This is a genomic window from Kovacikia sp. CALU 1929 (assembly GCF_056784235.1).
The window spans coordinates 73,418-97,915 of the sequence record NZ_JBXBCF010000081.1; the positions used below are offsets into that span (position 1 = coordinate 73,418).

At 45.2% G+C, this 24,498-nt stretch carries 16 protein-coding genes and 1 pseudogene; 8 read left to right on the top strand and 9 right to left on the bottom strand.

Annotated elements, in window-relative coordinates; all coding sequences use genetic code 11:
* Window positions 1-4: 4 nt before the first annotated feature.
* From AC1S52_RS21475 to AC1S52_RS21490, 4 genes are all read right to left on the bottom strand, one after another.
* Window positions 5-2,194: a dynamin family protein gene (locus AC1S52_RS21475; protein ID WP_482030353.1), complete on the bottom strand. Its 2,190-nt coding sequence runs from the start codon at window positions 2,192-2,194 to the stop codon at window positions 5-7.
* Between the two features lie 77 nt (window positions 2,195-2,271).
* Window positions 2,272-4,035, bottom strand: a complete 1,764-nt coding sequence (locus AC1S52_RS21480) for a hypothetical protein (RefSeq protein WP_482030354.1) — start codon at window positions 4,033-4,035, stop codon at window positions 2,272-2,274.
* An 18-nt stretch (window positions 4,036-4,053) separates the two neighbouring features.
* Window positions 4,054-5,124 carry a M48 family metallopeptidase gene (locus AC1S52_RS21485; RefSeq protein WP_482030355.1) on the bottom strand — a complete coding sequence of 357 codons (1,071 nt, stop codon included), beginning with the start codon at window positions 5,122-5,124 and terminating at the stop codon, window positions 4,054-4,056.
* A gap of 309 nt (window positions 5,125-5,433) precedes the next feature.
* Window positions 5,434-6,429, bottom strand: a complete 996-nt coding sequence (locus tag AC1S52_RS21490) for an SDH family Clp fold serine proteinase (protein WP_482030356.1) — start codon at window positions 6,427-6,429, stop codon at window positions 5,434-5,436.
* Window positions 6,430-7,000: 571 nt separating this feature from the next.
* Here AC1S52_RS21490 and AC1S52_RS21495 point away from each other — a divergent pair.
* On the top strand, window positions 7,001-7,903 hold the full coding sequence (locus tag AC1S52_RS21495) for a phosphate/phosphite/phosphonate ABC transporter substrate-binding protein (RefSeq protein ID WP_482031086.1): 903 nt from the start codon (window positions 7,001-7,003) through the stop codon (window positions 7,901-7,903).
* Between the two features lie 164 nt (window positions 7,904-8,067).
* Complete coding sequence (locus AC1S52_RS21500) at window positions 8,068-8,916, top strand: PEP-CTERM sorting domain-containing protein (protein ID WP_482031087.1); 849 nt, start codon at window positions 8,068-8,070, stop codon at window positions 8,914-8,916.
* On the opposite strand, the gene AC1S52_RS21505 is transcribed toward AC1S52_RS21500, so the two are convergent.
* Window positions 8,913-12,569, bottom strand: coding sequence for a WD40 repeat domain-containing protein (locus AC1S52_RS21505; RefSeq protein WP_482031088.1), 3,657 nt, complete (start codon window positions 12,567-12,569; stop codon window positions 8,913-8,915). The two genes, AC1S52_RS21500 and AC1S52_RS21505, sit on opposite strands and share 4 nt — an antisense overlap.
* A 199-nt stretch (window positions 12,570-12,768) precedes the next feature.
* Between AC1S52_RS21505 and AC1S52_RS21510 the strand changes: the two genes are divergently transcribed.
* On the top strand, window positions 12,769-14,172 hold the full coding sequence (locus AC1S52_RS21510) for a cytochrome P450 (RefSeq protein WP_482031090.1): 1,404 nt from the start codon (window positions 12,769-12,771) through the stop codon (window positions 14,170-14,172).
* A 199-nt stretch (window positions 14,173-14,371) separates the two neighbouring features.
* Window positions 14,372-15,482: pseudogene (locus AC1S52_RS21515) on the top strand (IS630 family transposase).
* 12 nt (window positions 15,483-15,494) lie between these two features.
* Here AC1S52_RS21515 and AC1S52_RS21520 read toward each other — a convergent pair.
* The 4 genes from AC1S52_RS21520 to AC1S52_RS21535 form a co-directional block, all read right to left on the bottom strand.
* Complete coding sequence (locus AC1S52_RS21520) at window positions 15,495-15,815, bottom strand: hypothetical protein (RefSeq protein ID WP_482031091.1); 321 nt, start codon at window positions 15,813-15,815, stop codon at window positions 15,495-15,497.
* 339 nt (window positions 15,816-16,154) lie between these two features.
* Entirely contained in the window at window positions 16,155-16,523 is a 369-nt protein-coding gene (locus AC1S52_RS21525; protein WP_482031092.1) for a DUF4351 domain-containing protein, read from the bottom strand.
* A gap of 125 nt (window positions 16,524-16,648) precedes the next feature.
* Window positions 16,649-18,295, bottom strand: coding sequence for an ABC transporter substrate-binding protein (locus AC1S52_RS21530; protein ID WP_482031093.1), 1,647 nt, complete (start codon window positions 18,293-18,295; stop codon window positions 16,649-16,651).
* A 256-nt stretch (window positions 18,296-18,551) separates the two neighbouring features.
* On the bottom strand, window positions 18,552-19,262 hold the full coding sequence (locus AC1S52_RS21535; RefSeq protein ID WP_482031094.1) for a DUF697 domain-containing protein: 711 nt from the start codon (window positions 19,260-19,262) through the stop codon (window positions 18,552-18,554).
* A gap of 270 nt (window positions 19,263-19,532) precedes the next feature.
* Between AC1S52_RS21535 and nrdR the strand changes: the two genes are divergently transcribed.
* From nrdR to metK, 4 genes are all read left to right on the top strand, one after another.
* Entirely contained in the window at window positions 19,533-20,183 is a 651-nt protein-coding gene (gene nrdR / locus AC1S52_RS21540; protein ID WP_482031095.1) for a transcriptional regulator NrdR, read from the top strand.
* Window positions 20,184-20,733: 550 nt separating this feature from the next.
* The gene (locus AC1S52_RS21545) at window positions 20,734-21,726 is read left to right on the top strand and encodes a 30S ribosomal protein S1 (protein ID WP_482031096.1); all 993 of its coding nucleotides are present in this window, start codon (window positions 20,734-20,736) and stop codon (window positions 21,724-21,726) included.
* Window positions 21,727-21,965: 239 nt separating this feature from the next.
* Complete coding sequence (locus AC1S52_RS21550) at window positions 21,966-22,751, top strand: HAD family hydrolase (protein ID WP_482031097.1); 786 nt, start codon at window positions 21,966-21,968, stop codon at window positions 22,749-22,751.
* Between the two features lie 190 nt (window positions 22,752-22,941).
* Window positions 22,942-24,201, top strand: coding sequence for a methionine adenosyltransferase (gene metK, locus AC1S52_RS21555; RefSeq protein WP_482031098.1), 1,260 nt, complete (start codon window positions 22,942-22,944; stop codon window positions 24,199-24,201).
* Window positions 24,202-24,498 lie beyond the last annotated feature (297 nt).

The following is a 24,498-nucleotide window of genomic DNA, read 5'->3' on the forward strand; positions in this document are numbered from 1 at the left end:
TCTCCTAGACATTTACTTGTATTTGCGTAAAAGAGATTTCATCTCCTAAGAGCTTAGCGACCTCAGCAGGAGTTTTCCCAGAAGCTTGACCAGCAATGTAAAAAAGTTCAGCCAGCTTGCGCGAGATGGCGTCTAGACGCATCTTTTCCTGCTCAGCAGAAAAACTCTCCTGCCGCATTTCCTCAATTAGTTGGTGCTGTCTTGTTCTGATCTGATCGATTTCCGCTTGTAGCTTATCAGTAAGATGCCTTGCACTGGAGTTGAATTGTTGCTGAACCTTTTGACGGATGGCATCTTGTTGTTTTGCCATTTCAGTGGGCAAGGTGGCATGAACCTTCTCCCCGATTGTATTCAATAAGCGATCCTTAAAGCTACTTTGTTGAATGCCCATGTGAATTAACTCAAGAATGGCATACACAATAAACCCAACGATAGGAGTTGCGATTGAAGAAACCACACCGAAAATGAAGAGATCGGTCAAACTCCTCATGAGAAAACTACCCCAATTGCCTCCACCCATAAGAGTACCTGTCAAACCGCTTGGATCGAGGAAAAGGACATTCACAAAGCCTTGAACAGCTTTGCTAAATTTACCTTTTTCAGTATCTAACTCATAACTCCCTAAAAGCTTTCCGGTCGAGAATATACTATTTACCTGAGCTAATCCCTTCTGAAAGTCCTCAAGTTTGATCTCTAGCTCAGCTTTCATCCTTTCAGTATCTTCTTGAATCAAGGTTGGAATTTGTTCAGCCCATTGGCGTAGCTTTTCTTGAAGATATTTGTCAACCTCTCGCTCAATGACAGTTTTAATTTTCTCTTTGGCTCCACCAGAAACGCTAGATTTTAAAATAGTCCAAAAACCAACTTCATCAATATTCATGAGAGTTTTGGAGTCAGTATCCCATGTATCTTTCAATTCATTTACAAAAAGCATTAGGTTTCCGAATAGTTTGCCTCCAATGACTTCACCAAAACGACTTATTGTTGTTTCAATTTTTAGCTTTTCATTTTCTAATTCTTTCAGTTTCTCTTCGGCTAGCATCCGATTCTTCTCTAGTAAAGCAATCGGTTGTTCCACCCTTATTTTCTCGTCATCAATTGCATCACGAGAAGTCTGAATGATTCCATGTAGTTTTTTTAGAGTTTCTTCCAATGCAACAGCATCTTTAGCATCACTAGTCAAAAAAATCTCTAATTCCTTCTCTAAGGCAGGAACTCCAGAGTCATTTAGTTGAGTCGTAGCTTCAGAACCAGAGATTTTTGCATCTAAGGCTCCCTTGGCATTAACGAAAAAGACCCGCCTTTTATAAAGATCTTCGTCAAATTGACCATTCTTATCAAAAAAATGATGTCTAAGTTTAATACATACCCAGTCTTTTACTTCATCAACGCCTTCCTCATCTTCAATGCGGTTGATATAATTAACAACAAAGAAAACGTTTTCAAGGCGACCTGAGCCTAATTTGGTTTCAATAAATTCTACTTCTTTATCTCCCAGGATTTGAGTGGCATTAAGCACAAAAATTACAGCTTGAGATTTTTCCAAATAGCCTGTAGAGAGTTTTGTGCGGCTTGCTTGTTCTCCTAATCCTGGCGAATCAATCAACCTGACCCCATTCTCGCATAAAGTGTTTGAGCATTCTATTAGCGCATACTCGATATCTTTAAACCTATCTAAATAACCTTCTTTATCAAGAAGTTCGATGTCTTGTATTGTTAGTTTAAATTCTTGTGTAAAATCATCCCAGGATAAGTTTCGAGGTGTGTCTTTTCCTGTTTCATAGATCAGTACATTCTTGCTACTGCCATAAACTAAAACAGTAATAATAGCAGTTGTAGGAGTTGCTTTTGCAGGTAGAGTTTTAGTACCAAGAATTGCATTAAGCAGAGTACTCTTGCCCTGTTTAAACTCGCCAAGAACAATTACCTTAAAAATGCCTTGACGTATGTCATGAGCATACTTAGACAAATTTTCTGACTCATTTAAGAGGTTTAAGCCAGATTGATTGAATACTCCACCGAGCTTTAGATTAACTGTACTGCTTTGTTTACTGCCTATAAGAACAGCACTATCTTCTAAAACAGAAGCAAGAGTAGAAATCTTGGCTTTAATGCGATTGTACCCTTGAGTGCCGTGATCCTGCTGCAATTCGGAAGAGACAGGGTTGTTGGTCGAGGCTTGCTGAGAAGTCATGACAATATCTCCTTATAAACTGCTTAATAGTCATCAATTAAATTCATTACCAATTGAAGATTTTGTATCGGCTTTGTTTATTGCATCGCGGCTAAGCCCTCTCTCAAAGCAGGAATCGTAACATTTAGTAAATGCTCTATTTTTTTTTCATTAGCTTTTATCTCTTGATATGATTCTAAAGATTGTTCTAGGACTGAACGGACCCTTACAATTCCCGTATTATATAAATTTGTTGTCTCTACTTTTAATTTATCGGTGAGTTCTGTAAATTCAGACTGAATTTGTTGTTTGATGAAATTTTCTAAATCTAGAATTGCCTCATCAACTGAGTTGAGAATTGCCTGCTTATCCGCTGCATCCATACCTTTTTTATTAAGAATGCGGATAATCTGCCCGGAGCCGATCGCACCAAGACCTAGTGGTAAATTAGTAATCAGTAGAAGGAATCCACTTAACTGTAATCCTGTAGCTACTAGACCTACTTGATTCTTACTTCTTTTAGGCATTAGGAAATTGCTTAAACTAGCTGGGAGCACATTAAATTCATCCAGCAAATTTGAAAAATCAATTTCCTCATCTATGATTAGTGCTTTCAAATCCTCTTCAACTGTAGATCTAATCTGTTTAACCTCATTCAAAAGTTTATTCTTGATTTCAAGCAGTTGTGATTGAAAGAACTCTCCCCATACAGCCTCAAGGTATCCAGGTAAATGTTTTTTGATGAACGTAACATTTTCCATAGGCACAACTTCTTTGGAAATCTGTTTTTGCAGCGCTCGACTAAAACCTTCAATGTCTTGGAACAGTTCTTCCTTAAGTAATGTATTCAAATATAGTTCTATCTTGTTGTGAGAGCTTTGAATTCGCTTCTGAATCCAATGATTCTGCTGCTCAATTTTGTTTAATGCTTTTCGGATGTCTGTCTCGCTAACTAAGAGAATAGCTTTCTGGCTATTAGCTCTTGCTGCTATGTGTTGAAGACATATCTCTATTGCTTGCTGTATGGCAGAGGCTTTCAGTGAAGGTTGCCTTTCAATTAGATCAGATTGAATCAGGTTATGTAAGGTTGAATAGTTGCTATCGGACAAGGGATTACCCACTTCCATCGCTTTTCGAGCTTGAATTGCAGAGAATTCCAATAACAAAGGCTGGCTTTCAAAGGTTCCCAGAAAAGTTCTGACCAATTCAGATATTGATGAACGCTCATCATCAGGCACTAGATCGATGTGATTTAGGACAATCGTTACTCTTTCCAACCCAAAGTTTGGTTGCAAAATCTCCTTAATAAACTGCCGTTCGCGCTCAGCCAATAGTGCTGTTGATCTTAAAATCAAAAACACGTAATCAGATCTAAATAGTAGTTCTTTCCAGTCAATAACTGATCTTTCAACGCCGATATCTTCAATATGAAGATTGCAGTTTTTCAGAATTTTAAAGTTAGCTTTAATGTTGATTCTTGTGCAATCACTAGTTTCTTTACTTTTGTTGATTAAAAAAGATTTTAATTCCTCAAAAGGGATTGAGGCTCCATTTCTATCGCTATAATCAGCCTCTATACTCAATGTTTCTCCGTGACTAATATCTATACTCACTGCTGCTCGTGGTATTGAAGATGGCGGTAAAAAAACAGGTTGCTCTAAAAGAGAATTAGTAACAGAGAAGCGTCCTGTACCCGAAGAGCCAACTACTAAGAGTTGTAATTTGGATTTGCCAATCTGGTGTTTTATGGTTTTAAGCAAATCGCATGTTTCTAGATCCTCTAGAAAATTGGCAATAGATTCAATTTCCTGTAATAAACTTAGGATATTGTCATCGGACTTTGCTGCTACAGAAGTAGGCATGAGCTTCACTCCAAGTAGTTAGGGTTTAACAATGTTATTGACTTGCCGATTCAATTCATCTTGATTCAAAAGAACTTTCCCTGCTGGTCTTGGTTTTCCAGAGAGAGCATAGTAAAGTTCAGAGCTTGAAAAGAGCCTTAAAGCTTCAATACGCTTAGGAATCTCTGGGTGGCTGCTAAAAAACTCGTGCAACTCCGATAGCTGATGATATTTTCTTACTTCTTTAGCTTTTCGGAGATAGTCTTCAAGATCAACACGATCTACATCTGCGATGCCCGATACCAGACGTAACAAAGCTCTTTCAGCAACTTTAATATCATTACAACAGAGCAATCCTGCTCGGTCGGCTGTGATCTCAGAGCGACGTGACCATGCCATCAGTGGAAGCCCCGCTGTTGCCCTTAATATTCCGCCTAAAAAACCAAGTCCTCCTAGAGTCGCTTCAGTGAGGACTGTTACTAGAGTATGGTATACCATGTGACCAGAAGCAATATGTCCGCATTCATGACCAATTACAAAGCAAGCCTCTTCTTGCGTGTAGAACTGGCATAATCCGGTTGAAATATTAATGAACGCATATTCGTCAGTACCAGCAGTATATGCATTGAATAAAGCAATATCGTTGCGGGCAACTGCATGAGGTATTGGGATGCCTAAAGTCCTCGAACAATGAGATAAAACCTTAAACAGTTCGGGAAATGATTTTTGGTCAATAAAAATGCTGCTAGTGAGATCATGCCCAAATTGGAAACTAGTATACGCTTCAATAGCTTTATTAATAACTGCTTTGACTGGAGTAGCGTTTAGAGTTCGGAGAATCCATGAATCCACAGGATGAGCATACAAAGGTGTCGAGTCTGAACTAAAGACTGATCCTTTTGCATAGTGATCAATGTAGTCTTGAAAACCTAAGAAAGCTCGATCTGCATATTGAAAAGTCATGATTTTAATCCCAATAGAGAATAGAGTCTTTATCTTACATGCAGAATCCAAAAAACAAATGAGGCGGTTTTTGTATGTTTTTTTACAAAAAAGAGGGTGTCTTAACTCGATATGACTCACACTGTAAATTGTGTGGCTGAGTTTCATGGCAAAAACTCATTTTCTTTCAAGACTTGCAAATCTGTATCCTGAAACACAATATTGTTTAGAAAACTCGATTGGGAGCGTGAAACACGACAGACAAGTTCGGCATACCTGCCCTAGCCAGGGATTAAGGCAAGCTAACGTTCCTGCTGAGCGGCTGCAAGCAGCCTTTGCGATCCATCCAAGATCTCCTTCCAGTCCGCTCCAGCAGGATTGTTATGCCGCCTTAAGATTAAAGTAATTATAGTCATCCTCCCTATCTCTATTTTTTGGACAAAGACAATGGAGTAAATCACTCCTCAGATCTGTTTGCTACACATTGGTTAAAGATGATATTTGTGAGTTATTCTGAGTATTTGGTGTCAGCAAAACAGGTGAATCAATAGGTATTATATCTGCTGATATTGTCTGAGTATTAGAGATAGTAGAAGGTTCTAAAAGCTTAATTGTTGTCTGGGGACTAGTTTCTATCTCTTCGTCAGTCAAGCAGTGATGAAATAGATCTTCAACCACAATTCTTTCTTGCTCCGAAAACAAATCAACTTGTAAACCTAAGGCTTTTAGCTCATAGTAATCAATCACGTAGCCATGTGATGGATAGCCGTAAACCAGTTTTTGAATTACATCCCTTGTTTTTTCCGGACTCCAATTATCAAAATGCTGCAAAAGACGCTTACTGTATTCTTTGCTTACAGACAATGCACGGCTATAGTCACCCAGTTTCTTCAAGTCAAGCTTGGTGAAAAGAGGTCCACTCACAACCTGAACAAAATTTATTGCATGTTTAATACAGTCATCCACAATTAGCTCCGTCGATTGAGCCAGCATCTTAGCAACATCATGTAGAGTATCCTTTGAAAATGTTGTTAGCTCTTCGAGATTTTTGAAAGCATTTAGTGCAGATGTACGCTCTCCTTCACCTATATAAATTTGGGGATCGAGAGGTCCAAGTTGAGCCAATTCATCTAACACAATGTTATCTGCACCAATACACAGAAGAGTTGCTGCACTCTTTGCAAATAGAGGTACACAGGCATTTATTTTCTTAGTGTGCAATCGCAATATTTGAATAATGAGATAGGCTGCATCGCTCAAGCCACCAAAGGAATGAACAACTAAATCAAGATCTTCAAAGTACCTATTCTTTAAAACAGAACGAATTGCAAATGCATGTTTCCAAGTTAATTCCTCATTAGGCATGAGCAGAAAAATTGCTGGTCGCCCCCTAACATCCACAAAAGCTTGAAATGCTGGATGCATATTTTCACCTTCACGCTCAGGAGAAGTAGTCTCACTTCGGGCTTGCATAGTAAAACCTCCCTTATTCTCTTAGAGTTTTCTGGGTTTCTGATGAATTAGGATCTTGAGAGAGTACCTAAAAATCATATTGATTGAGAGGTGTGAGGAACTTGTGAGGTTGGGCTAACACAAAATAAATCTTAAATATCCAAGTAGACATGAGGAAAATTCCATGCACTAGGAATTCTGGAGCCGATCATATAGGCAGGGTTCAGGCTAACCACAATCTAGGAAAGCTGAGGTAAATCCAGGAGTTCAATTCGCTTAAATGCTTTGAAAACATGAGGGGAGTTCAGAAGAGTTCAGGAAAGTTGAGGTGCTATTTTCAAACCGTATTTAAGAAGGTTTAGCAGCCTGTGTTGGATGATATATTTTTTTGAACGGAGTCTGTCTTAAGTTGACAACACCATTAAACTGACAGGTAAGCTCAGTAGAAGTGGAAATTAGAGTGTCAGAGAACCTATCAGACCTTAATTCCCAATCTGTATCCCTAGCCAAACCTTTTAATCTGCTGAAGCTAACAACCGGGCGGTTCTCAGTTGCATGAAGTACAGTTCTGTGATTTTTTGCCAATAAAGATATGCGGTTACCTTTGCGTTTACGTCGTTTCCTTCTCGCCCAGTCCTTTCTGTTAGTTGCATTAGGGTTTTCGAGCTGTAGTCAAAATAATTCAGTTCCTGTCGAAAGATGGATTGTTGGCATCGTTAGTTATGATGCAGGTGCCCAGTCGCTAGATAAGTATGAAAACTTTAAGGAATACCTGGGAAAGCAGACTCACAAAATTATTGAACTTGAACCTGCACTGAATGAACTGCAAGCGGTTCAACAGATTAATAGCAAAAACTGGTCGGTCGTGTTTGCGCCTCCGGGTTTAGCCGCGATCGCCATTGGCAAAAATCAATATACTCCGATTTTTCCGCTACAAGGGTTGAACAACTTGCGATCGGTGCTGCTCGTCCGAGATGACAGTCCCCTACAAGGCATTCCCGATCTGGCAAACAAAGTCATTGCCCTGGGACAACCCGGTTCTGCTGCTGGATATTATTTGCCCCTCTATGATCTGTATGGCTTAACGCTCAAGGAAATCCGCTTCTCACCCACGCCAGCAACTATTCTGGAGTGGCTCAGCCAGGGTGTTGTTGATGTTGGAGCTTTATCTGAACAGGAGTTTCAGCAATATCGCAACCAGTTTGGGACGACAAAGTTTCGAGTTTTGCACAGGAGCCGCCCTGTTCCTGTTGGCGTAGTTTTAGTGGCACCCACGGTCGATATCAACAATCAGGAACAAATTAAGAAAGCCATGAGTCAGGCAACGGCAAGTATTGTGGAAGATGCAGGCTATCTTCCCAGTGCTAAAGTGCCTGATTATACCCAGTTTGTTAAACTGGTTGAAAAAGTGCGTCCGTTAGAAGCACAGGTTAAAAAGAAACCGGCTGTGCTGGAATTCAATCAAAATAGTGCGACGACTTCACAGCCACAGTAGACTCTACAGCCGGTGACGGTACTGCTGATTGGCAGGATGAATGGAAACGTTGTTGCTACTCATCCAATTCCAAATTCATCCCCAGAATCAGCAACGGCGCGGGTGACAGATGCTAAGGAAACAGTGAAGAAAGGCTGAATTCATTGAAAACTGTTGAGGTGTTTATGATCAATCGTTTCTGTGTCCCTCGGATTGTTGTCTCCCTTGCCACATCGCTTGGCACAAGTGTTCTGTTGGCAATTCCAGGTTGGGCATTTACGTTGTCCAGTTCTGAGGGAACCTTTACAGTCAATAACTTTAGCAAGTTGCCGCTAGATGTTCAGGCGCTTCAGGGTGCCAATACAGAATCCCTCGCTCCTGGTGGCACGGTTACCAGTAATGCGAACGCAAATGCAACGTTTTTGACCGATCAATTCAATCAGTTGAACTCGCAGGCGAATGGGTTTTCTTCAAGTGTGGTGAGTGGCAGTGGTGAGAACTACTCTGGGCTGGCGGAGAGTGTTGCGCAAGTGATTGGCTACAGCTTTCAGATGGACAGTGGAGAAACATTTTCGTTTGATTTCAATACGGCATTTAATTTAAATACCGCAATTGATCGGCCCGAAATTGAGACGGCTACTGCGATCGGCAACATCAATCTCGGCTTATATGATGCCTCTGACCCCAACAATTTGACTCTCCTGGATTTTTTAGCGATCGCCGGTAATTTAGGAACATCCGGTACCAGCAATGCGCTGACCGTGAACCAGAGTGCTGGGATCACCTTCAATTTCAACCAGACATCTCTGGATAATTTCTTAGGGGACAATCAAGCTTTTGCCTCTGCCTCAATTCAGGGTAGCCTTTCCCGCTCTTTTACGACTCCGACCTCTCTGGTTTTAGTCAAGTTCAGTTCAAATCAAGCTACTGTAGCAGCCGTGCCTGAACCTTCAACAGTTCTGGCTTCCTTAGTTGGCATCGGGTTAATTGGTATCCGACTCTGGCGTAAACCAAAACTGAACCAGAAAGCTTAGTACTCAACGGCACCTAACGCTTTCAAGGTCGCTTTTTGAGCATCCGTCAGCCCTCTCACATCTGTAATATTCATCCCTTCGTAGGGTCTTCTAGCAATCAGGGTTTTAAGGCAATGACCTGTCTTCAGATCCCAAAGTTTGATGGTTTCGTCTTGAGATCCGCTGGCTAAAAGTTGGTTGGTTGGTTGGTTGGCGAAGCTTGCGTCTGGCGCATAGGCAACCGACCAGATCCAACTGAGATGTCCCTGGAAAGTCTGTCGGCACTCTCCTGTTTGCACATCCCATAGCTTGATGGTATTGTCACAACTGCCACTGGCTAAGATCTGCCCATCTGGACTGAAGGCGACGGTCTGAATCCAGCTTGTATGCCCAGATAGGGTTTTAAGGCACTCTCCTGTTTGCGCATCCCATAGCTTGATGGTATTGTCACAACTGCCACTGGCTAAGATCTGCCCCCTGCTTCGCGTAGCGTCTCCAGAGGAGAACGGCATAACGTCAACGGAACTGAAGGCAACGGTCTGGACCCAACTGGCGTGACCAGACAAAATGTTGAGGCATTCGCCGCTACTGGCATGCCATAGTCTGATGGTTTTGTCGTAGCTGCCACTGGCTAAGGTTTGCCCGTCGGAACTGAAGGCGATCGCCCAAACCCACCCCGTATGCCCGGAAAAGGTTTTTAAGCAGGCTCCTGTTTGCACATCCCATAGCTTTAAGAGATGGTCGCCGCTGCCACTGGCAAGGGTGTCACCATTCGGGCTGAAGGCGATCGCCCGAATCCAGCGATTCCCCTGCAAGGTTCGGATGCATTGCCCCGTATAGACATTCCACAACTTAATCTTGTAGTCGCTGCTGCCACTGGCTAAGGTCATTCCATCAGGACTGAAGGCAACTGAACAAACCCAGCCCTGGTGCCCCTTCAACGTCCTGCGGCATTCCCCGCTATCCACGTCCCACAACCTTACCTGATGATCCTCGCTGCCACTGGCTAAGGTGGCACCATCCGGACTGAACGCCACGGACTGCACCCAGGTTGCATACCCCTGCAAGGTTCTGAGGCATTGTCCGGTAGTGGTATCCCACAGCCGCATGGTGCGGTCTTCCCCCACACTGGCAAGGGTCACTCCATCGGGACTGAAGGCGATCGACTCCAGGCGATTGCTATGCCCATACAGGGTTTTCAAGCATTGCCCCGTACTGATATCCCATAACTTGACCGTATAATCACCGCTGCCGCTTGCCAAAATATCCCCTTGCGGACTGAAGACGACAGAACGAACTCGATGGCTGTGGCCCTCAAACGTCTGGAGACATTCCCCTGTCGCCCGATCCCAAAGCTTAATAGTGTTGTCCCCGCCGCCACTGGCGAGCGTTTGACCATCGGGGCTGAAGACGACAGAACGAACCCAGAGGGTATGTCCCTGCAAACTGTTCACACACTCACCCGTCTGAGCATCCCACAGTTTAATTGTTTTATCTTCGCTGCCGCTTGCCAGCCATTGTCCATCCGGGCTAAATGTCACAGACCAGACCCAATGGCTATGTCCCTCAAGGGTTTTGAGGCATTCCCCCGTCTGAGCATTCCACAGTTTAATTGTTTTGTCTCCACTGCCACTCGCCAGGGTTGTCCCATCGGGGCTAAAGGTGACAGAACGGACCCAACTCGAATGCTCCCGTAGTTCTTTTAAGCAGTTTCCACTGCTGACATCCCACAGCCGAATTGTCTGGTCGCTACTGGCACTTGCCAGGGTTGCCCCATCGGGGCTAAAAACCACGGAACGCACCCAGCCAGAATGTCCCCTACAGGTGATTAGTTGTTTGCCATCGGCAACCTGCCACAGCCGAATTTCTCCACTGGCATCCCCGGTCGCCAGTAATTCACCGTTTGGGCTAAATGCAACCGACCCAATACTGGTTAACCGCTGAGCAAACACGGATCTGGCTAAATCTGCGCCAGTAAAATTGACCTGGTGCAGGTTGACGTTTTGCAGATATGCCTGCCAGATGGTGAGATGGGAAAAATCTTCACCGCTTAAATCCGTTTCCCACAAGCAAAGGAGATTGATGGCATTACCACCGGCGTACCCCGGTTCCAGGGTTGAGTCATCTCGTAAGGCGGTGAGGATTTGCTTGAGTTGGGTGACGGCATTCTTTTTCAAGCTAGACAGGAGTCGATCGCCAATCGGTTTCAGGATAAAGCTGGTTTGAATATTTCTCAGGTATTCCTTGGCTTGCGCTTCGATCAAGGCATGACTTTGGAACAAGGCAAGCTGCCCCGTAGAAACCTCGGCACAAATGTGCTGAATCAGGCGATCAGTAATGTACTCCATCACCACAGGTTGTAAGGAAAAACTCGCCCCATATTTCTCCAGCAGCGATCGCCGCCCCAGAGACTTAACCGCCTCCATCAGTTCCCGCTTCGATAAGGGCGACACAATACTATCCTCTACCCCCGCGAGTGAGGCTGGCTCCCGCTTGATCGCAAGCCAATACAAAATGGTCTGCTCTAACTCTGAGAGGCGATTGAACTGTTGATCCAACAATTCGCCCAGATCATCAAAAACGAAGGTTCCCTGGTGCAAGAATTCCGAAATATCACTATCGAATAACTCTTGAATCGTCGTCGAAACAATCTTCAATGCCAGGGGATTGCCGTCGTAGCGTTCTACTAAGCGTTGCCATTCCGCCGCCGCACCCATCAGGCTGCCCTTGAGTTTACAAATGGCTTGCCCTTCCTCAACGTTTAAGCCCTTTAGCTGGAGTGAACGAACCGGTAGGGTTTCCCCTTCTAATAAAGCAATTTCCTTATGCTTTTCCCGACTCGTTACCATCACGCAGCTTTGGTGCAGATCCGCACCAAGATGATGGAGCAGTTCTCCATACCCTTCATAGCCTGCCTGGTACTGCCCGACACAGTCGCCGCTCTGTAAAACGGATTCGGCATTATCTAGAATGACCAAACAGCGCGTCATGCGTAACTCTTGAACCAGCCGCACCACTCGACTGGCGGTATCCTCTGGCAAATCAGTTTGCTCACTTTGGCTCAAAAATTGCAGTAAGTCAGACAGAACATCTTCAACCGATGGCGCGTCTCGCAGCGATCGCCAGATAATTCGTTCAAATTGATCTTGAACTTGTTGTGCCAGCTTGATCGATAGGGCAGTTTTACCAATCCCACCCATGCCTAAAACAGCAACCAATCGACAGTTATCTTTGACAATCCATTCCTGGAGCTGGGCAGATTCTTCAGTGCGTCCATAAAAAACGGACACGTCCACCACTTCTCCCCAATCCTGGCGCAAGCTGGAACGTTTGGTTTCGGAAGGGACTGGGGGCTTGCTATCTTGAATTGGTAGAGGAGCGGGCTGGGCAGTACTCGCTGAACTTAAATGCCAGCGCCGTTCGATCGCAGACTTGAAATTCGTTTTACTGACCTTTTCCCCTAAAACCTCTGACAGCAACTTCCACAACTTGGGACCCGTATCTTGCTTGATGTAGTTAGGCGAATATCCGTAAGTTTCAGCAATCTGGTCATAGCTCTGGGTTTTCAGGGGCCACGACGCACGGAATACAGATCGTTGCAAATCACTGAGATATTTGCCCGTATGTGCAAAAACTAGAGAATCGGTAAATTCTAGTGCAGTATCAAGTTCCATTCATTAACTCGATATTTTGACTAACAAATAGACCGCACTCCCCATTCTCACGTAGCAAAGGAGGGTTAGGTCTCAGAAGTCGGAGCGATCGCAGCCAGTTCTAATTCCATGACTAATAGGTATTCCTGGCTTTTAATATACAGTAGTTCAGACAGAATTAAGCAGAGTGTTATAACCAGAAGCTGGCAGGTAAACCCTTATGAATCCTCTCCCAAACCGCATTGATAGCCCATCCTGGTGGCAACTTTTAAATTGGATCTCTGATCCGATCCGCTTCAGCCAGAAGATGAGCCAAAAGTACGGTGATACCTTCACTATGAACCTTGGCAAATTGGGCACCTTCGTTATTGTCGGAGATCCGCAGGCGATCCAGGAGATCTTTAGCCAGGACCCAAAGCAGTTTGATGTGGGTCGTGGAAATAAGCTGGCAGAGCCTCTTTTAGGACAGAATTCGCTGATCGTGTTGGACGGCGATCGCCACCGCCGGGAACGGAAACTACTCATGCCTTCCTTTCACGGAGAACGGCTCCAGTCCTACGCCAAACAGATCTGCCTGATTACTGACCATTTCATCAACCGTTTGCCGGTTGGACAGCCATTCACTGTCCGCAGTGCCATGCAACAGATCAGCCTGGAGGTGATTTTGCAGGTTGTCTTTGGTCTCAGCCAGGGAAGCCGATATCAACAAATCAAACCGCTCCTGACCGACTGGATCAACATGACAGACTCGCCGCTCCGTTCCAGCATGTTGTTTCTAAAATTTTTGCAGTACGACTGGGGCGCATGGTCTCCCTGGGGACGCATGAAACAGCGGCAGCAACGCATCCATACCCTATTGCAGGAAGAGATTGAAGAGCGGCGATCGCAGTCGCAGGAAGGACGCACGGACATCCTGACCCTGATGATGGCAGCGCGGGATGAAAATGGACAGGCAATGACCGACCCAGAATTGCGAGATGAACTGCTGACCTTGCTATTTGCCGGTCATGAAACCACTGCCACCATCCTTGCCTGGGCATTTTACCAAATCCACCAACATCCAGACATCCAGCAAAAGTTACTGAATGAACTGAACAGTGTTGGAACCAGTACTGACCCATTCAAAATCGCCCAACTGCCCTATCTGAGTGCGGTGTGTCAGGAAACCTTGCGGATGTACCCAGTCCTGCCCGCAATTTTTCCGCGCATTCCCAAATCAGCCATGGAAATTGCAGGACGCAAGTATGATGCCGAAACCAACTTATTACCCAGTGTTTATCTGGTGCATTACCGAGAAGACCTGTATCCCAACCCTGAGCAGTTTAAGCCAGAGCGCTTTCTTGAGCGGCAGTATTCACCTGCCGAGTACTTGCCCTTTGGTGGGGGCAACCGTCGCTGCCTGGGCTATGCGCTGGCACAGTTAGAAATGAAACTTGTCCTTGCCAGGGTTCTGTCCAGATGCGAACTGGCGTTACTGGAGACTCAACCGCTCAAAAGCCAACGGCGCGGGTTTACCCTGGCACCGCAGGGAGGGGTGAGAATGGTGATGACAGGAGTACGGCATGGGGTTGACTCAGATTTGCCCTTGCTTGAATACACCACTCATGACACTGGGCGTTCATAGAGCGATTTTTAGATGGGTCAACCACAACAGCGTGCGGAAGAGTGGAAAAGTCACCGATTTATCCATCCACTCTTCACGCCACAACTGGGTAGTGATTTCTCCAACTTTGACTAGCGTTCCGCCAGGAAAATTTTGATGGGTCGTAAGCTGTTAAGCATCTAAATTGCATGTAATTGATGATAGACCTTTTGGATTTAATATGGCAATTGAGAATTATTTAACCCCAGAAGAGAAACTTGAGTTGCAGCGACAATTCAAGTTTCATGAGCATCCTGAGATTCGAGAAAGAATTCTAATTCTGCTATTAAGGAATGCTGTAAGAACACAACAAGAAATAGCAGATCTTTTAGGTTGTTCATTACGAAAAGTTGCTTGTTGGTGTTCCCATGGAGACCCAAGTAACTTAGACAGTCTAATGGATGAAAGAATGGCAGGCAACTACCATAAAGCGACAGAAGAGTATATCAATTTGCTGCTAGAAGTAATCGATAAAGAACCCCAAGAATACGGTTATGAATTTGGCAATTGGACCGCTCAGAGACGTGCAACTTATTTAGAGAAGGAGACAGGGATAAAATTAAGTCGGAGTCAGATTAGGAGGATTCTCAGTAAAAAAAATACGTTTATGTCTGGTCGAAATACAGCCTTGAAGACAAGCAAGATCCAGAGGAAAGAAAGCTATTCAAAGCTAAGCTAGAAGAGTATTTACGTATTACGAAAGAATCTCCAGAACGACTTCAAGTATGGTTTTGGGATGAGACTGGATTTAGTTTAAGAGTAATTAGAAGACGGAGATGGACTAAGAAAGGTAGCCGAAATAAGGTTTCGGGACGACGCAGAAAGGGGCAATTTAGTGCTATGGGAGGAGTGCGATTTTCTGACAAAAAAGAATCGTTGACTTCATTTCAAAAGGTACTGGAGAGAGTTTCATGAGTGTTCTTGAAGGATTTTATCAGGAACTCAAAAATGAGTGGGCAGAAACAGGGCATGATATAGATGATTTTGAACAAAATGGACCAAAAATCATAATTATTCTGGACAATGCCCGTATTCACAAACGCCAGGATATTTTAGAGATAATAAAGAAGAAGATGCCTAATCTGATTTTAGAATTCCTACCTGTATATAGCCCTGACTACAATCTGGCAGAGTTGGTTTGTCACTCAGCGAAAGAATTTATCTCTAATCGCTTGTTTAAATCAATTGAAGAGTTAGAAGCCCTTGTCAATAAACTACTGAATGAGGGTGATTTAATTATAAATTGGGAAAGAAGCATCAAAAATAAGGGGAATGCTATTAATGCAATTTAGATGCGCATTGGCTTAGATAACCGCAAGTATATTTGAGATAGATAGCCCTTGAGGTACGCTTTTGCCTGAGGAATATTTCTCCAAATCCACTTTTTTATAGCCTTGAGGAACAATTGGAGATTCGATCGCTCGTTTAATCAAAGTCAAAATTTTATTTGACTTTATTCTAATGCTCAGCTTTGCTAGCAATTTCTCCCTATCTATTGAATCATAAAAACTTTCTATACCTGCCCGAAAAACCCCTATACTTGAGGGATTTTTATCCTTAACAAAATCACTAATTTTGTAAATATAAGTATTAGCGAGATCTCGTGGAATTGACTCAGGAAACACTTTAATCAGGATTTCCTTTAGAGCGTACAGAACAATTCGATCCCGTACTGCGGGAACAGCTAGTACTCTAGGAAGTTTTCCTCTTCCTTTAGAGCGTAATAATTCAAGATAAGGTGAAAACTTGTAAGTACCAGCGAGACACTTCTCACGGATTATCTTAATCTGTTCTTTTGACTGTCTTTCGAACTGAATTCCACTGAGACGATCAACTCCTTGAGTTTTATTTGACTTAAATCTTGAGTTATAAATTTCTTTAAGAGTTTTACCGTAAAGTAAAACTTTAGTAATTGATAGGGGGTTGTTGAAGCTTTATTCATAAAGGAAAAACTTCAGCTATCTCTAAAGAACGAATTGAATTACTTTATTTTCTCCTATAATCCAAAGTATCTTTAAGTGCATTGCCCCTTGCCGCAGGGCGATCGCCAGGGCTTCTAGCTGAACCAGGCTTAACTGGGAGATGCGATCGCGGCTGTCATTCGGTAACTGCCCAACTCGTTGCTCCAGCAGCAGAATCAGAGATCGCCGCCCTTGTTGGATGCCACGCTCAAAGCCAATTTCTTCCACACTCGTGATGTAGGGCACCTTGCGTTTCTCCTCGTAAGCCTTCAACTCTAACCAGAATGCTTGCTTTAACCCCTCTGGCAAAATCATCAACCCAATCAACGAATCCTTCCAGGAGGAGCCTTGGTCTGAACGTGGTACGGACATTGGCAATCAATTGTTTGTCCCAGGATAGTAGTGCGATTGTACTTTTTAGGGTGTATGGCAAGGGGATTTGCCTGGTGCTCGCTCTCTGCAAAGCGAGGGGAGATCGCACTACTTATCCACCAAATTTAAGATTTTGCCATTGTCCATAACGGCACTTTTTGGGTGACTTCCAGGCTGGCTCCCTGCACACCTGGTTGAGCAAACAGAAAGTCCTTGTTTTGCCATAGGGGAATAAAAGGGACATCCTGTGCCAGCAGATCTTGTAGTTGGGCAAAAAGCTGTTCCCGAATTGTTGGGTTTTGTTCTTTACGGCTCTGGTCAATCAGTTGGTTGGCGCGATCGCTGTAGTAATAGGAACCCCAGAGAACGCTTTGCCCTTCCTCACAACCTTTCTCGGCTGAGCCGGTGGAACATTCCATAAACGGCTGAATATAGTTATCAGGGTCAAAGAAGTCGGGAGTCCAGTCCAACAGAAAGATAGGGTAAGCCCCTTTATCCAGATACTTGTAAGCGGTGGTAGACTCCACACTTTTTAAGTCAATTTGCATCAGCCCGTCCATTTTCTTGCGGGCGATCGCCTTGAAGGTAATGGCTGCCAGTTGATCTTTGATCACGTTAGAACGGTACCAGAACTCTAGTCTGAGGGGGTTAGCCCGCGAGTAACCTGCCTGTTGCAGCAATTCCATTGCCCTGGCAATATTGCTGTCACCGTACTGGTTCTTAAAAACAGGTTTCTGGGCATCCAGAGTTTCAGGCAGCAGGCTGTAGAGCGGATCAATTTGTCCCTGAAACACCCGCTCTTGTAGCAGAGGACGATCAATCAGGGCTGCGATCACCTGCCGCACTTCTAGCTGGTCTAACGGGGGTGACTTCAGGTTTAAGGTCAGGACATCAATGCCACTGCCTGAACGCTCAATCACTTGCCAACCAGCCGTTGCAGAGTCTTGTTCAAGATTGGCAATTTGTTCGATTGCAAGGCTTTGATAGGCAATATCGATCGCTTTCGTCCGAAAGGCGTTAAACAGGTTGGCTGAGCTGGAAAAAATCTGAATATTAACCCCTTGATTGGCAGGTTTTTGCCCCCAGTACTGCTCAAAAGTATCAAGCAGAATTTGATCGGTGCCGAACTTGACCAATTTATAAGGTCCGGTGCCGACAAATTCCTGAGGTTTAAATTCACCTTGCTTAATTTCATAAGCCTGGGGGGAAACCGCACAAGCACCAGAAAATGCCAGCAGAGATGGAAACGCTGCAAAGGGCTTTTTTAGCTTCAGAGTCAGCTCATAGTCAGCCGTGGGTTCCACGGAATCAACCAGGTCGGATAGCAAAAACGAAGGCGATCCCCCGTTTTGCATAAAGCGCTGGAGTGAAAACGCCATTGCTTTTGCATCAAACCGGGTGCCGTCGTGAAAGACTACTCCCTGTCGCAATGGAATTGTATAGGTAAGACCATCTTTACTTACCGATGGGAAAGCACTCGCCAACTGGGGTTCCAGATGATTAGTGCCCAGTTTATAGGTGTAAAGGCGATCGCCCAGGTTATACAGTAGGGTACCAGGAAAGGTTCCGTAGGCATCCGCTGGATCCAGGGTGTTAATGGCTGAAGTGGTGCCGAGAACAATTCGGTTGCGATCGCCAGTGGGCGCACTGAGATCCAAAGTGGAGCGGTTGCAACTAATCGTTAGCAAGCCGCACAGCAGAAACAATAGAAGAACACGCAATGGCTCAGGCACCACCCCTCGAAACAAAACCCGCCTAACCAAACGGAGCATAGCCTTTCATCCCTAGAAGAACCTGGCAGGATAAATTATCATACTTTTTGATTTTAGAAGCCTATCCAAAACCTTCTGAGGTCTAGCGTGTTCAGCCAGGGCGGAGTCGGTCAGGAGGGATATGCAGATTTCCGTCTGTGAGGACTGATGTTCCGTCAAGAAAATTTTGATGGGTCGCAGACCCTCAAAATTTAACCTTCATTAACTTCCTGGGTGTTCGCTACCCGTCAAATTTAATTTGACAGCGCCCTAGAAATTAGCTTGAGGGTGTATTGACAGAAACTCGGCGCTTTTCCGCGTAAAACAAGCAGGCAAGATAGCCAATGGTATAGATCAGGGTAGCTCCGCTAGCCACCCCAACCACCGTGCCCACCCCCGGAATGATCTCAACAAAACTTAGACCCGACTTTAGAACCCCTGAACCTCCGGTTGATAGACCCCAAAGTGCCAGTACTTCACCCCGGCGAGTCGGCTCGGTGGGGGAAAATTCATAGATAGCCGCAATCCGATAGATCATCTCAGCTTGCAAAGCTGCGATCGCCCCTAAATCTACCGCAAACAACGCCAATGCCAGCGGTGGAATGGCATTCGTCACCAAACCAATCCCAGCAGCTCTCCAGGCAGTGGTTACCATGACTCGCTGTGCCAATTGGTCAGCGGTTTCTAAAGGATACTGCCGCCGCAGCTCTTCCACTTCTGCCTGCACCCTGGCTACATTGACCTGACCCAGTGCTGCCGCCAACCAGCTTAAGATAGGAACTCTGGTGGCAAATCGCACCACAGGATTTTCTGTAATAGGAGCAACCACCTTACCAATGGTTTCAGTTCCCTGCTCAACAAACTGATAAAGGGGAACTCCCACCGTTTCCTTCAATTTATCTGAAATTCCTTGGGATGACTTAACCGCATCGGCAATCGCCTGGTTCATCCAATCAACAAATGACTCGTTTCTATCTTGAGTAGGCATTCTAATGGGATCCATTCCGGGAACGTGTACTCTTTCCACTTTAGAAAATTGCTCACCAAACTGCTTCTACTCAATGGTAGTAGGAACCGTCCATCCGAAGGGGTACCTCACCACTCAATGAGAATTTTGGTGCAAATGTAACAAAAACTCATAAGTGTTTAAGCATCCCTACTTATTTAGAAGAAAATTAATAAAAAAAGTCAGCCATAATCATCAATACTGATTAATGTGAAAGCAGACATCAACCCTATCTGATTTAAGCTCCATGCCTTGAAAGACTTAGATGTCTCTAATGGGCGGGAGTTTTTTAAACCAGATTGCTACGTGCGAGTATTGTTTATCCGCTCGGAGTTCTTTCTAACCATGCGATGCCCCTTTTGCCAGTTCACCGAAAACCGTGTCCTTGAGTCGCGCTCAGCAGAAGCGGGGCAAAGTGTCAGGCGACGGCGAGAATGCCTCAGGTGCGAGCGGCGCTTTACAACCTATGAGCGGATTGAGTTTGTTCCCATCACCGTTATCAAGAGGGACGGCGATCGCGAATCTTTTGATCGCTCCAAGCTTTTACGTGGAATCGTGAGTGCCTGCGAAAAAACAGGTATTTCATCCGCCCAGCTCGAAACATTAGTCGATGAGATAGAAGCGGAACTGCAACAGCGATCAGTACGCGAAGTCACCAGTGCCGAAATCGGTGAACTCGTACTGCAAAACCTACGCAATGTCAATGAAGTTGCGTATATTCGATTTGCCTCTGTCTACAGAAAATTTCAGGGGATTCGAGACTTTGTGGATACCCTGAATCATCTCCAGAGTACGACCACCCAGCCCTCGGAAAATGGATCTCTAGCTCAAGAAGAGTCCCCAGTCAGTTCAGATACGACCATTCTCACTCCCTCTCAGACAACCACTCGGGCTGAAGTTTAGCCCAACGTAGGTAGGCTTGTTCAGCCAGGGCAGAGTTCGAAGTGCGAAGTAGAACCCAACGTAGCCAGGTTTACGCCTGTGAGTACTATGTAGAGCAACCTCAAAGTTCTGCAATGCATCCACACCTATCCACTCATCCACACGCCGTTGTGGTTTACCCCATCTGAAAATAATTGTGTTCGGCTAGACGGCTAAGCCTATCCAAAATTTCACGGGAGGAAATTTAAGATCACTTCTATACACCTGATTTCTTCCTTTTTATTAAGCTTTGTAAAGCTCGTATTTCCCTTACTGGTGTCTGAATTAGTAGTCAAAACCCTTTTCTCCAGATTTAATCGCTTTTCCAGGACAAACGGAAATGTCCTTAGAAATAATGTGCTTAGCAACCCTGATTGAGTTATCATGGTTCTTCTGAGCCCCTAATTGCATAGGCTGAGTTTTCCTACCAAATAGGCAGGAAAAATGTAGGTGTACAAGCACGGCTTTAGCGTGCGTATGCATCGACAGGAGGCGGTTGTTTAAGGAGAATAGTTACTAGGACATGATTCGCATGGTCAATCAGCAAACGATGGATATTGACGTCGGCTTTACCCACGAAGATTTTGCAGCCCTGCTCGACAAATATGACTATCACTTCAGCCCCGGTGATGTGGTTGCCGGGACGGTATTTAGTCTTGAACCAAGGGGTGCTCTGATTGACATCGGCGCAAAAACTGCTGCTTATATTCCAATTCAGGAGATGTCGATTAATCGGATTGACAGCCCGGAAGAGGTGCTTCAGTCCAATGAAACTCGTGAATTCTTTATTCTGGCAGATGAAAATGAAGATGGGCAGTTGACCCTCTCTATCCGCCGAATTGAGTATATGCGAGCATGGGAACGGGTTCGCCAGCTTCAAGCCGAGGATGCAACGGTACGCTCTATGGTGTTCGCAACGAACCGGGGTGGTGCTCTGGTGCGAATTGAAGGTCTGCGTGGGTTTATTCCCGGCTCTCACATCAGTACTCGTAAGCCCAAAGAAGATTTGGTGGGCGAAGAATTGCCGCTGAAGTTCCTTGAGGTGGATGAGGAGCGAAACCGCCTGGTTCTGAGCCATCGTCGTGCCCTGGTTGAGCGTAAGATGAACAAGCTCGAAGTGGGTGAAGTGGTGATTGGGACTGTACGCGGGATCAAGCCTTATGGGGCATTTATTGATATTGGTGGTGTAAGCGGTCTATTGCACATTTCTGAAATTTCCCACGATCATATCGATACTCCTCACAGCGTTTTTAATGTTAATGACGAAGTAAAGGTGATGATCATTGACCTGGATTCTGACCGGGGACGGATTTCCCTCTCTACGAAGCAACTGGAACCGGAACCCGGTGACATGGTAAAGAATCCCCAGGTTGTTTACGATAAGGCAGAAGAAATGGCAGCCCGCTACCGAGAGCAGGTACTGGCTCAACAGCAGGGCAAATCAATGACGCTTGAGGCTGAACCTGAGCCTGTGATAGATGAGGTTGAAGTTGAAGATCTTCCTCCTGCAATTGATGAGGATTAATTTGATTCAGTCTGGTTTAAGCTTTTGACGACTAAAAGGAGGGATTTTCCCTCTTTTTTTATAGGGCTAAGATAGGTAGGCAGAATTAAACGAGGATGTGTTGGGATCAAAGACTTCCCCAGCATGGGTTACGCTATTTTATAACCCATCCTGAAGGGGTTTTATATTTAATTTAGTCTCCCCTACTTAGTAGGTACTGCAAAAGGTTAGAGGGTGGCAGTGGGAATTGGAGGTTTTCTTTGGCAAGCATTCACTGTGGAACAGTAGGATTCAAAAACATTCAAGCAGTCATTTTTGACAAAGACGGAACTCTGGCAGATTCCTACGATTTTTTGTGGAATCTGGGACAAAAGCGTTCTCGTCTGATTGATGCTCAGATTCCGGGGGTGCAGGAGCCGTTGCTAATGGCATTTGGTCTTGATGGGGGAAAGTTAAACCCGGCAGGACTAATGGCTGTCGGGTCTCGTTTAGAAAATGAAATTGCAGCAGCAGCTTATGTGGCAGAAACCGGGCGAGATTGGCTGGAGTCCCTTTCAATTGTGCGATCGGCATTTTTAGAGGCAGACAGCGTGTTTAAACGAAAGGCAGATCACACTCCTTTGTTTGAGGGGGCACGGGATTTATTGCAGCGTTTAACCGGGACTGGGGTGAAAGTTGGCATTTTGTCAGCGGATACGACTGAGAATGTTCAAAATTTTATCGAACGATATGAGCTTGGGGCGCTCGTACAGGCAGGTATCGGGACAGATATTGGTCCAGGTAAGCCTGACCCAGAGTTGTTTTATCGGATTTGTGCAGAGTTGGAGGTTGAGCCACCGACGGCGATCGCAATAGGTGACTCTACCGCAGATGTAAAGATGGCACAGGCGGCAGGAGCATTGGGTTGTATTGGAGTAACCTGGGGTGGCGCAAAGCCTGCTGGATTAAGCGGGGCAGATGTTGTGGCTGCCCATTTTTCCGAAATTCAAATCCTTCACAGCGTGAGCGTGAGCGCATCAGAACAAGGGGACAAGTCCTTTGTCTAAAATTTTTCTAAAATTTTGCTTTGCAAAGAATAAGTAAAGATGCCTCGTAATTACTCCTGTGATTCCCTTGGGTTCGGTTAACATTCTATGCAGTTTGACAGGTAAAATTACTTAAGCTCTTTAGGTGCCTATTTCCTACTATTTGTAGGAATGGTTTCGTTTACTCCATATTTAAGGAGAGGGTATCCAGTTGTCTCGTAGCTATTTATTTACCTCTGAATCCGTTACCGAAGGGCATCCTGACAAAATCTGTGATCAGATCTCAGATACGATTTTGGATGCCCTCTTGAATGAAGACCCTGCCAGCCGGGTAGCCGCTGAGGTCGTGGTCAACACAGGTTTGGTGTTGATTACAGGTGAAATTACCACTAAGGCACGGGTCAATTATATTGATCTGGTCAGGCAGAAAGTAACCGAAATCGGCTATACCGGAGCCGATGGTGGTTTTTGTGCAACAAGTTGTGCTGTTCTGGTAGCCTTAGATGCTCAATCCCCTGATATTGCCCAGGGAGTCAACTCAGCCCATGAGACCCGTGCCCAAGCCAGTAATGAGGAACTCGACCGGATTGGTGCGGGTGACCAGGGAATCATGTTTGGCTTTGCCTGCAATGAAACCCCTGAACTAATGCCACTACCCATTAGTCTGGCGCATCGCATTTCTCGTAAGCTAGCAGCGGTTCGTAAGACAGGACAACTTCCTTACCTCCGCCCAGATGGAAAGACTCAGGTCACCATTTTGTATGAGAACGATCGCCCCGTTGGCATTGATACGATCCTGGTTTCGACCCAACACGCTCCGACTATTGGCAGCATCACGGATGAGGCTGCTGTTCAAGCAAAAATTAAGGAAGACCTGTGGTCAGTCGTTGTGTTGCCTGTGTTTTCAGATATTGACATCAAGCCGGATGCCAATACTCGGTTCCTGGTTAACCCCACCGGCAAGTTTGTCGTTGGTGGTCCCCAGGGCGATGCGGGATTAACCGGACGTAAGATCATTGTCGATACCTATGGCGGTTACTCTCGGCATGGGGGGGGGGCGTTTTCAGGCAAGGATCCTACTAAGGTAGACCGGAGTGCGGCTTATGCCTGCCGTCATGTTGCCAAGAACATTGTGGCGGCTGGATTGGCAGATAAGTGTGAGGTGCAACTGAGCTATGCGATCGGGGTCGCTCGTCCGGTCAGTATTATGGTTGACACCTTCGACACGGGTAAAATTGCCGACGAACGCATTCTAGAACTGGTTCTACAACATTTCGAGTTGCGTCCTGCGGGGATTATTCAGACATTTAACCTGCGTCACCTTCCATCTGAGCGGGACGGGCGCTTCTATCAAGATGTGGCAGCCTATGGGCACTTTGGGCGTACCGATCTGGAGTTGCCCTGGGAACAAACCGACAAAGCTGCAATCTTGCGGGAAGCCCTAACCGAGTCTTTGTCAGTCAAGCTCTAGGGACTTGTTCTGTCACCGGAACCTGAGGATTTTAGATCCGAAGTACGGCTGGCAATGTCTTGGTTAGTTTGACTAACGATAAGCCTTCTGGAATTTCAGATTGACTCTGTCAGACTCCAGAAGGTTTTTTAGTGTGAGGAGTCCTTTAATGACAGCTACTAGTAAATTGCGGCGTAAGTTCGGCAACCCTTGTAAAGGGGTCAGGGGTCAGGAATAGAAGGCAGATTTACGCCAAGCTCTACTAATGGTCTGTCAAGAATTATTTTGTGGGTTAAAAACCCCAAAATAATCACCCCT

Coding starts and splice junctions, on each gene's coding strand:
- AC1S52_RS21475 (WP_482030353.1), bottom strand. CDS start 2,194: ATGACTTCTCAGCAAGCCTCGACCAACAACCCTGTCTCTTCCGAATTG.
- AC1S52_RS21480 (WP_482030354.1), bottom strand. CDS start 4,035: ATGCCTACTTCTGTAGCAGCAAAGTCCGATGACAATATCCTAAGTTTA.
- AC1S52_RS21485 (WP_482030355.1), bottom strand. CDS start 5,124: ATGAAACTCAGCCACACAATTTACAGTGTGAGTCATATCGAGTTAAGA.
- AC1S52_RS21490 (WP_482030356.1), bottom strand. CDS start 6,429: ATGCAAGCCCGAAGTGAGACTACTTCTCCTGAGCGTGAAGGTGAAAAT.
- AC1S52_RS21495 (WP_482031086.1), top strand. CDS start 7,001: ATGCGGTTACCTTTGCGTTTACGTCGTTTCCTTCTCGCCCAGTCCTTT.
- AC1S52_RS21500 (WP_482031087.1), top strand. CDS start 8,068: ATGATCAATCGTTTCTGTGTCCCTCGGATTGTTGTCTCCCTTGCCACA.
- AC1S52_RS21505 (WP_482031088.1), bottom strand. CDS start 12,569: ATGGAACTTGATACTGCACTAGAATTTACCGATTCTCTAGTTTTTGCA.
- AC1S52_RS21510 (WP_482031090.1), top strand. CDS start 12,769: ATGAATCCTCTCCCAAACCGCATTGATAGCCCATCCTGGTGGCAACTT.
- AC1S52_RS21525 (WP_482031092.1), bottom strand. CDS start 16,523: ATGTCCGTACCACGTTCAGACCAAGGCTCCTCCTGGAAGGATTCGTTG.
- AC1S52_RS21530 (WP_482031093.1), bottom strand. CDS start 18,295: ATGCTCCGTTTGGTTAGGCGGGTTTTGTTTCGAGGGGTGGTGCCTGAG.
- AC1S52_RS21535 (WP_482031094.1), bottom strand. CDS start 19,262: ATGCCTACTCAAGATAGAAACGAGTCATTTGTTGATTGGATGAACCAG.
- AC1S52_RS21545 (WP_482031096.1), top strand. CDS start 20,734: ATGGTCAATCAGCAAACGATGGATATTGACGTCGGCTTTACCCACGAA.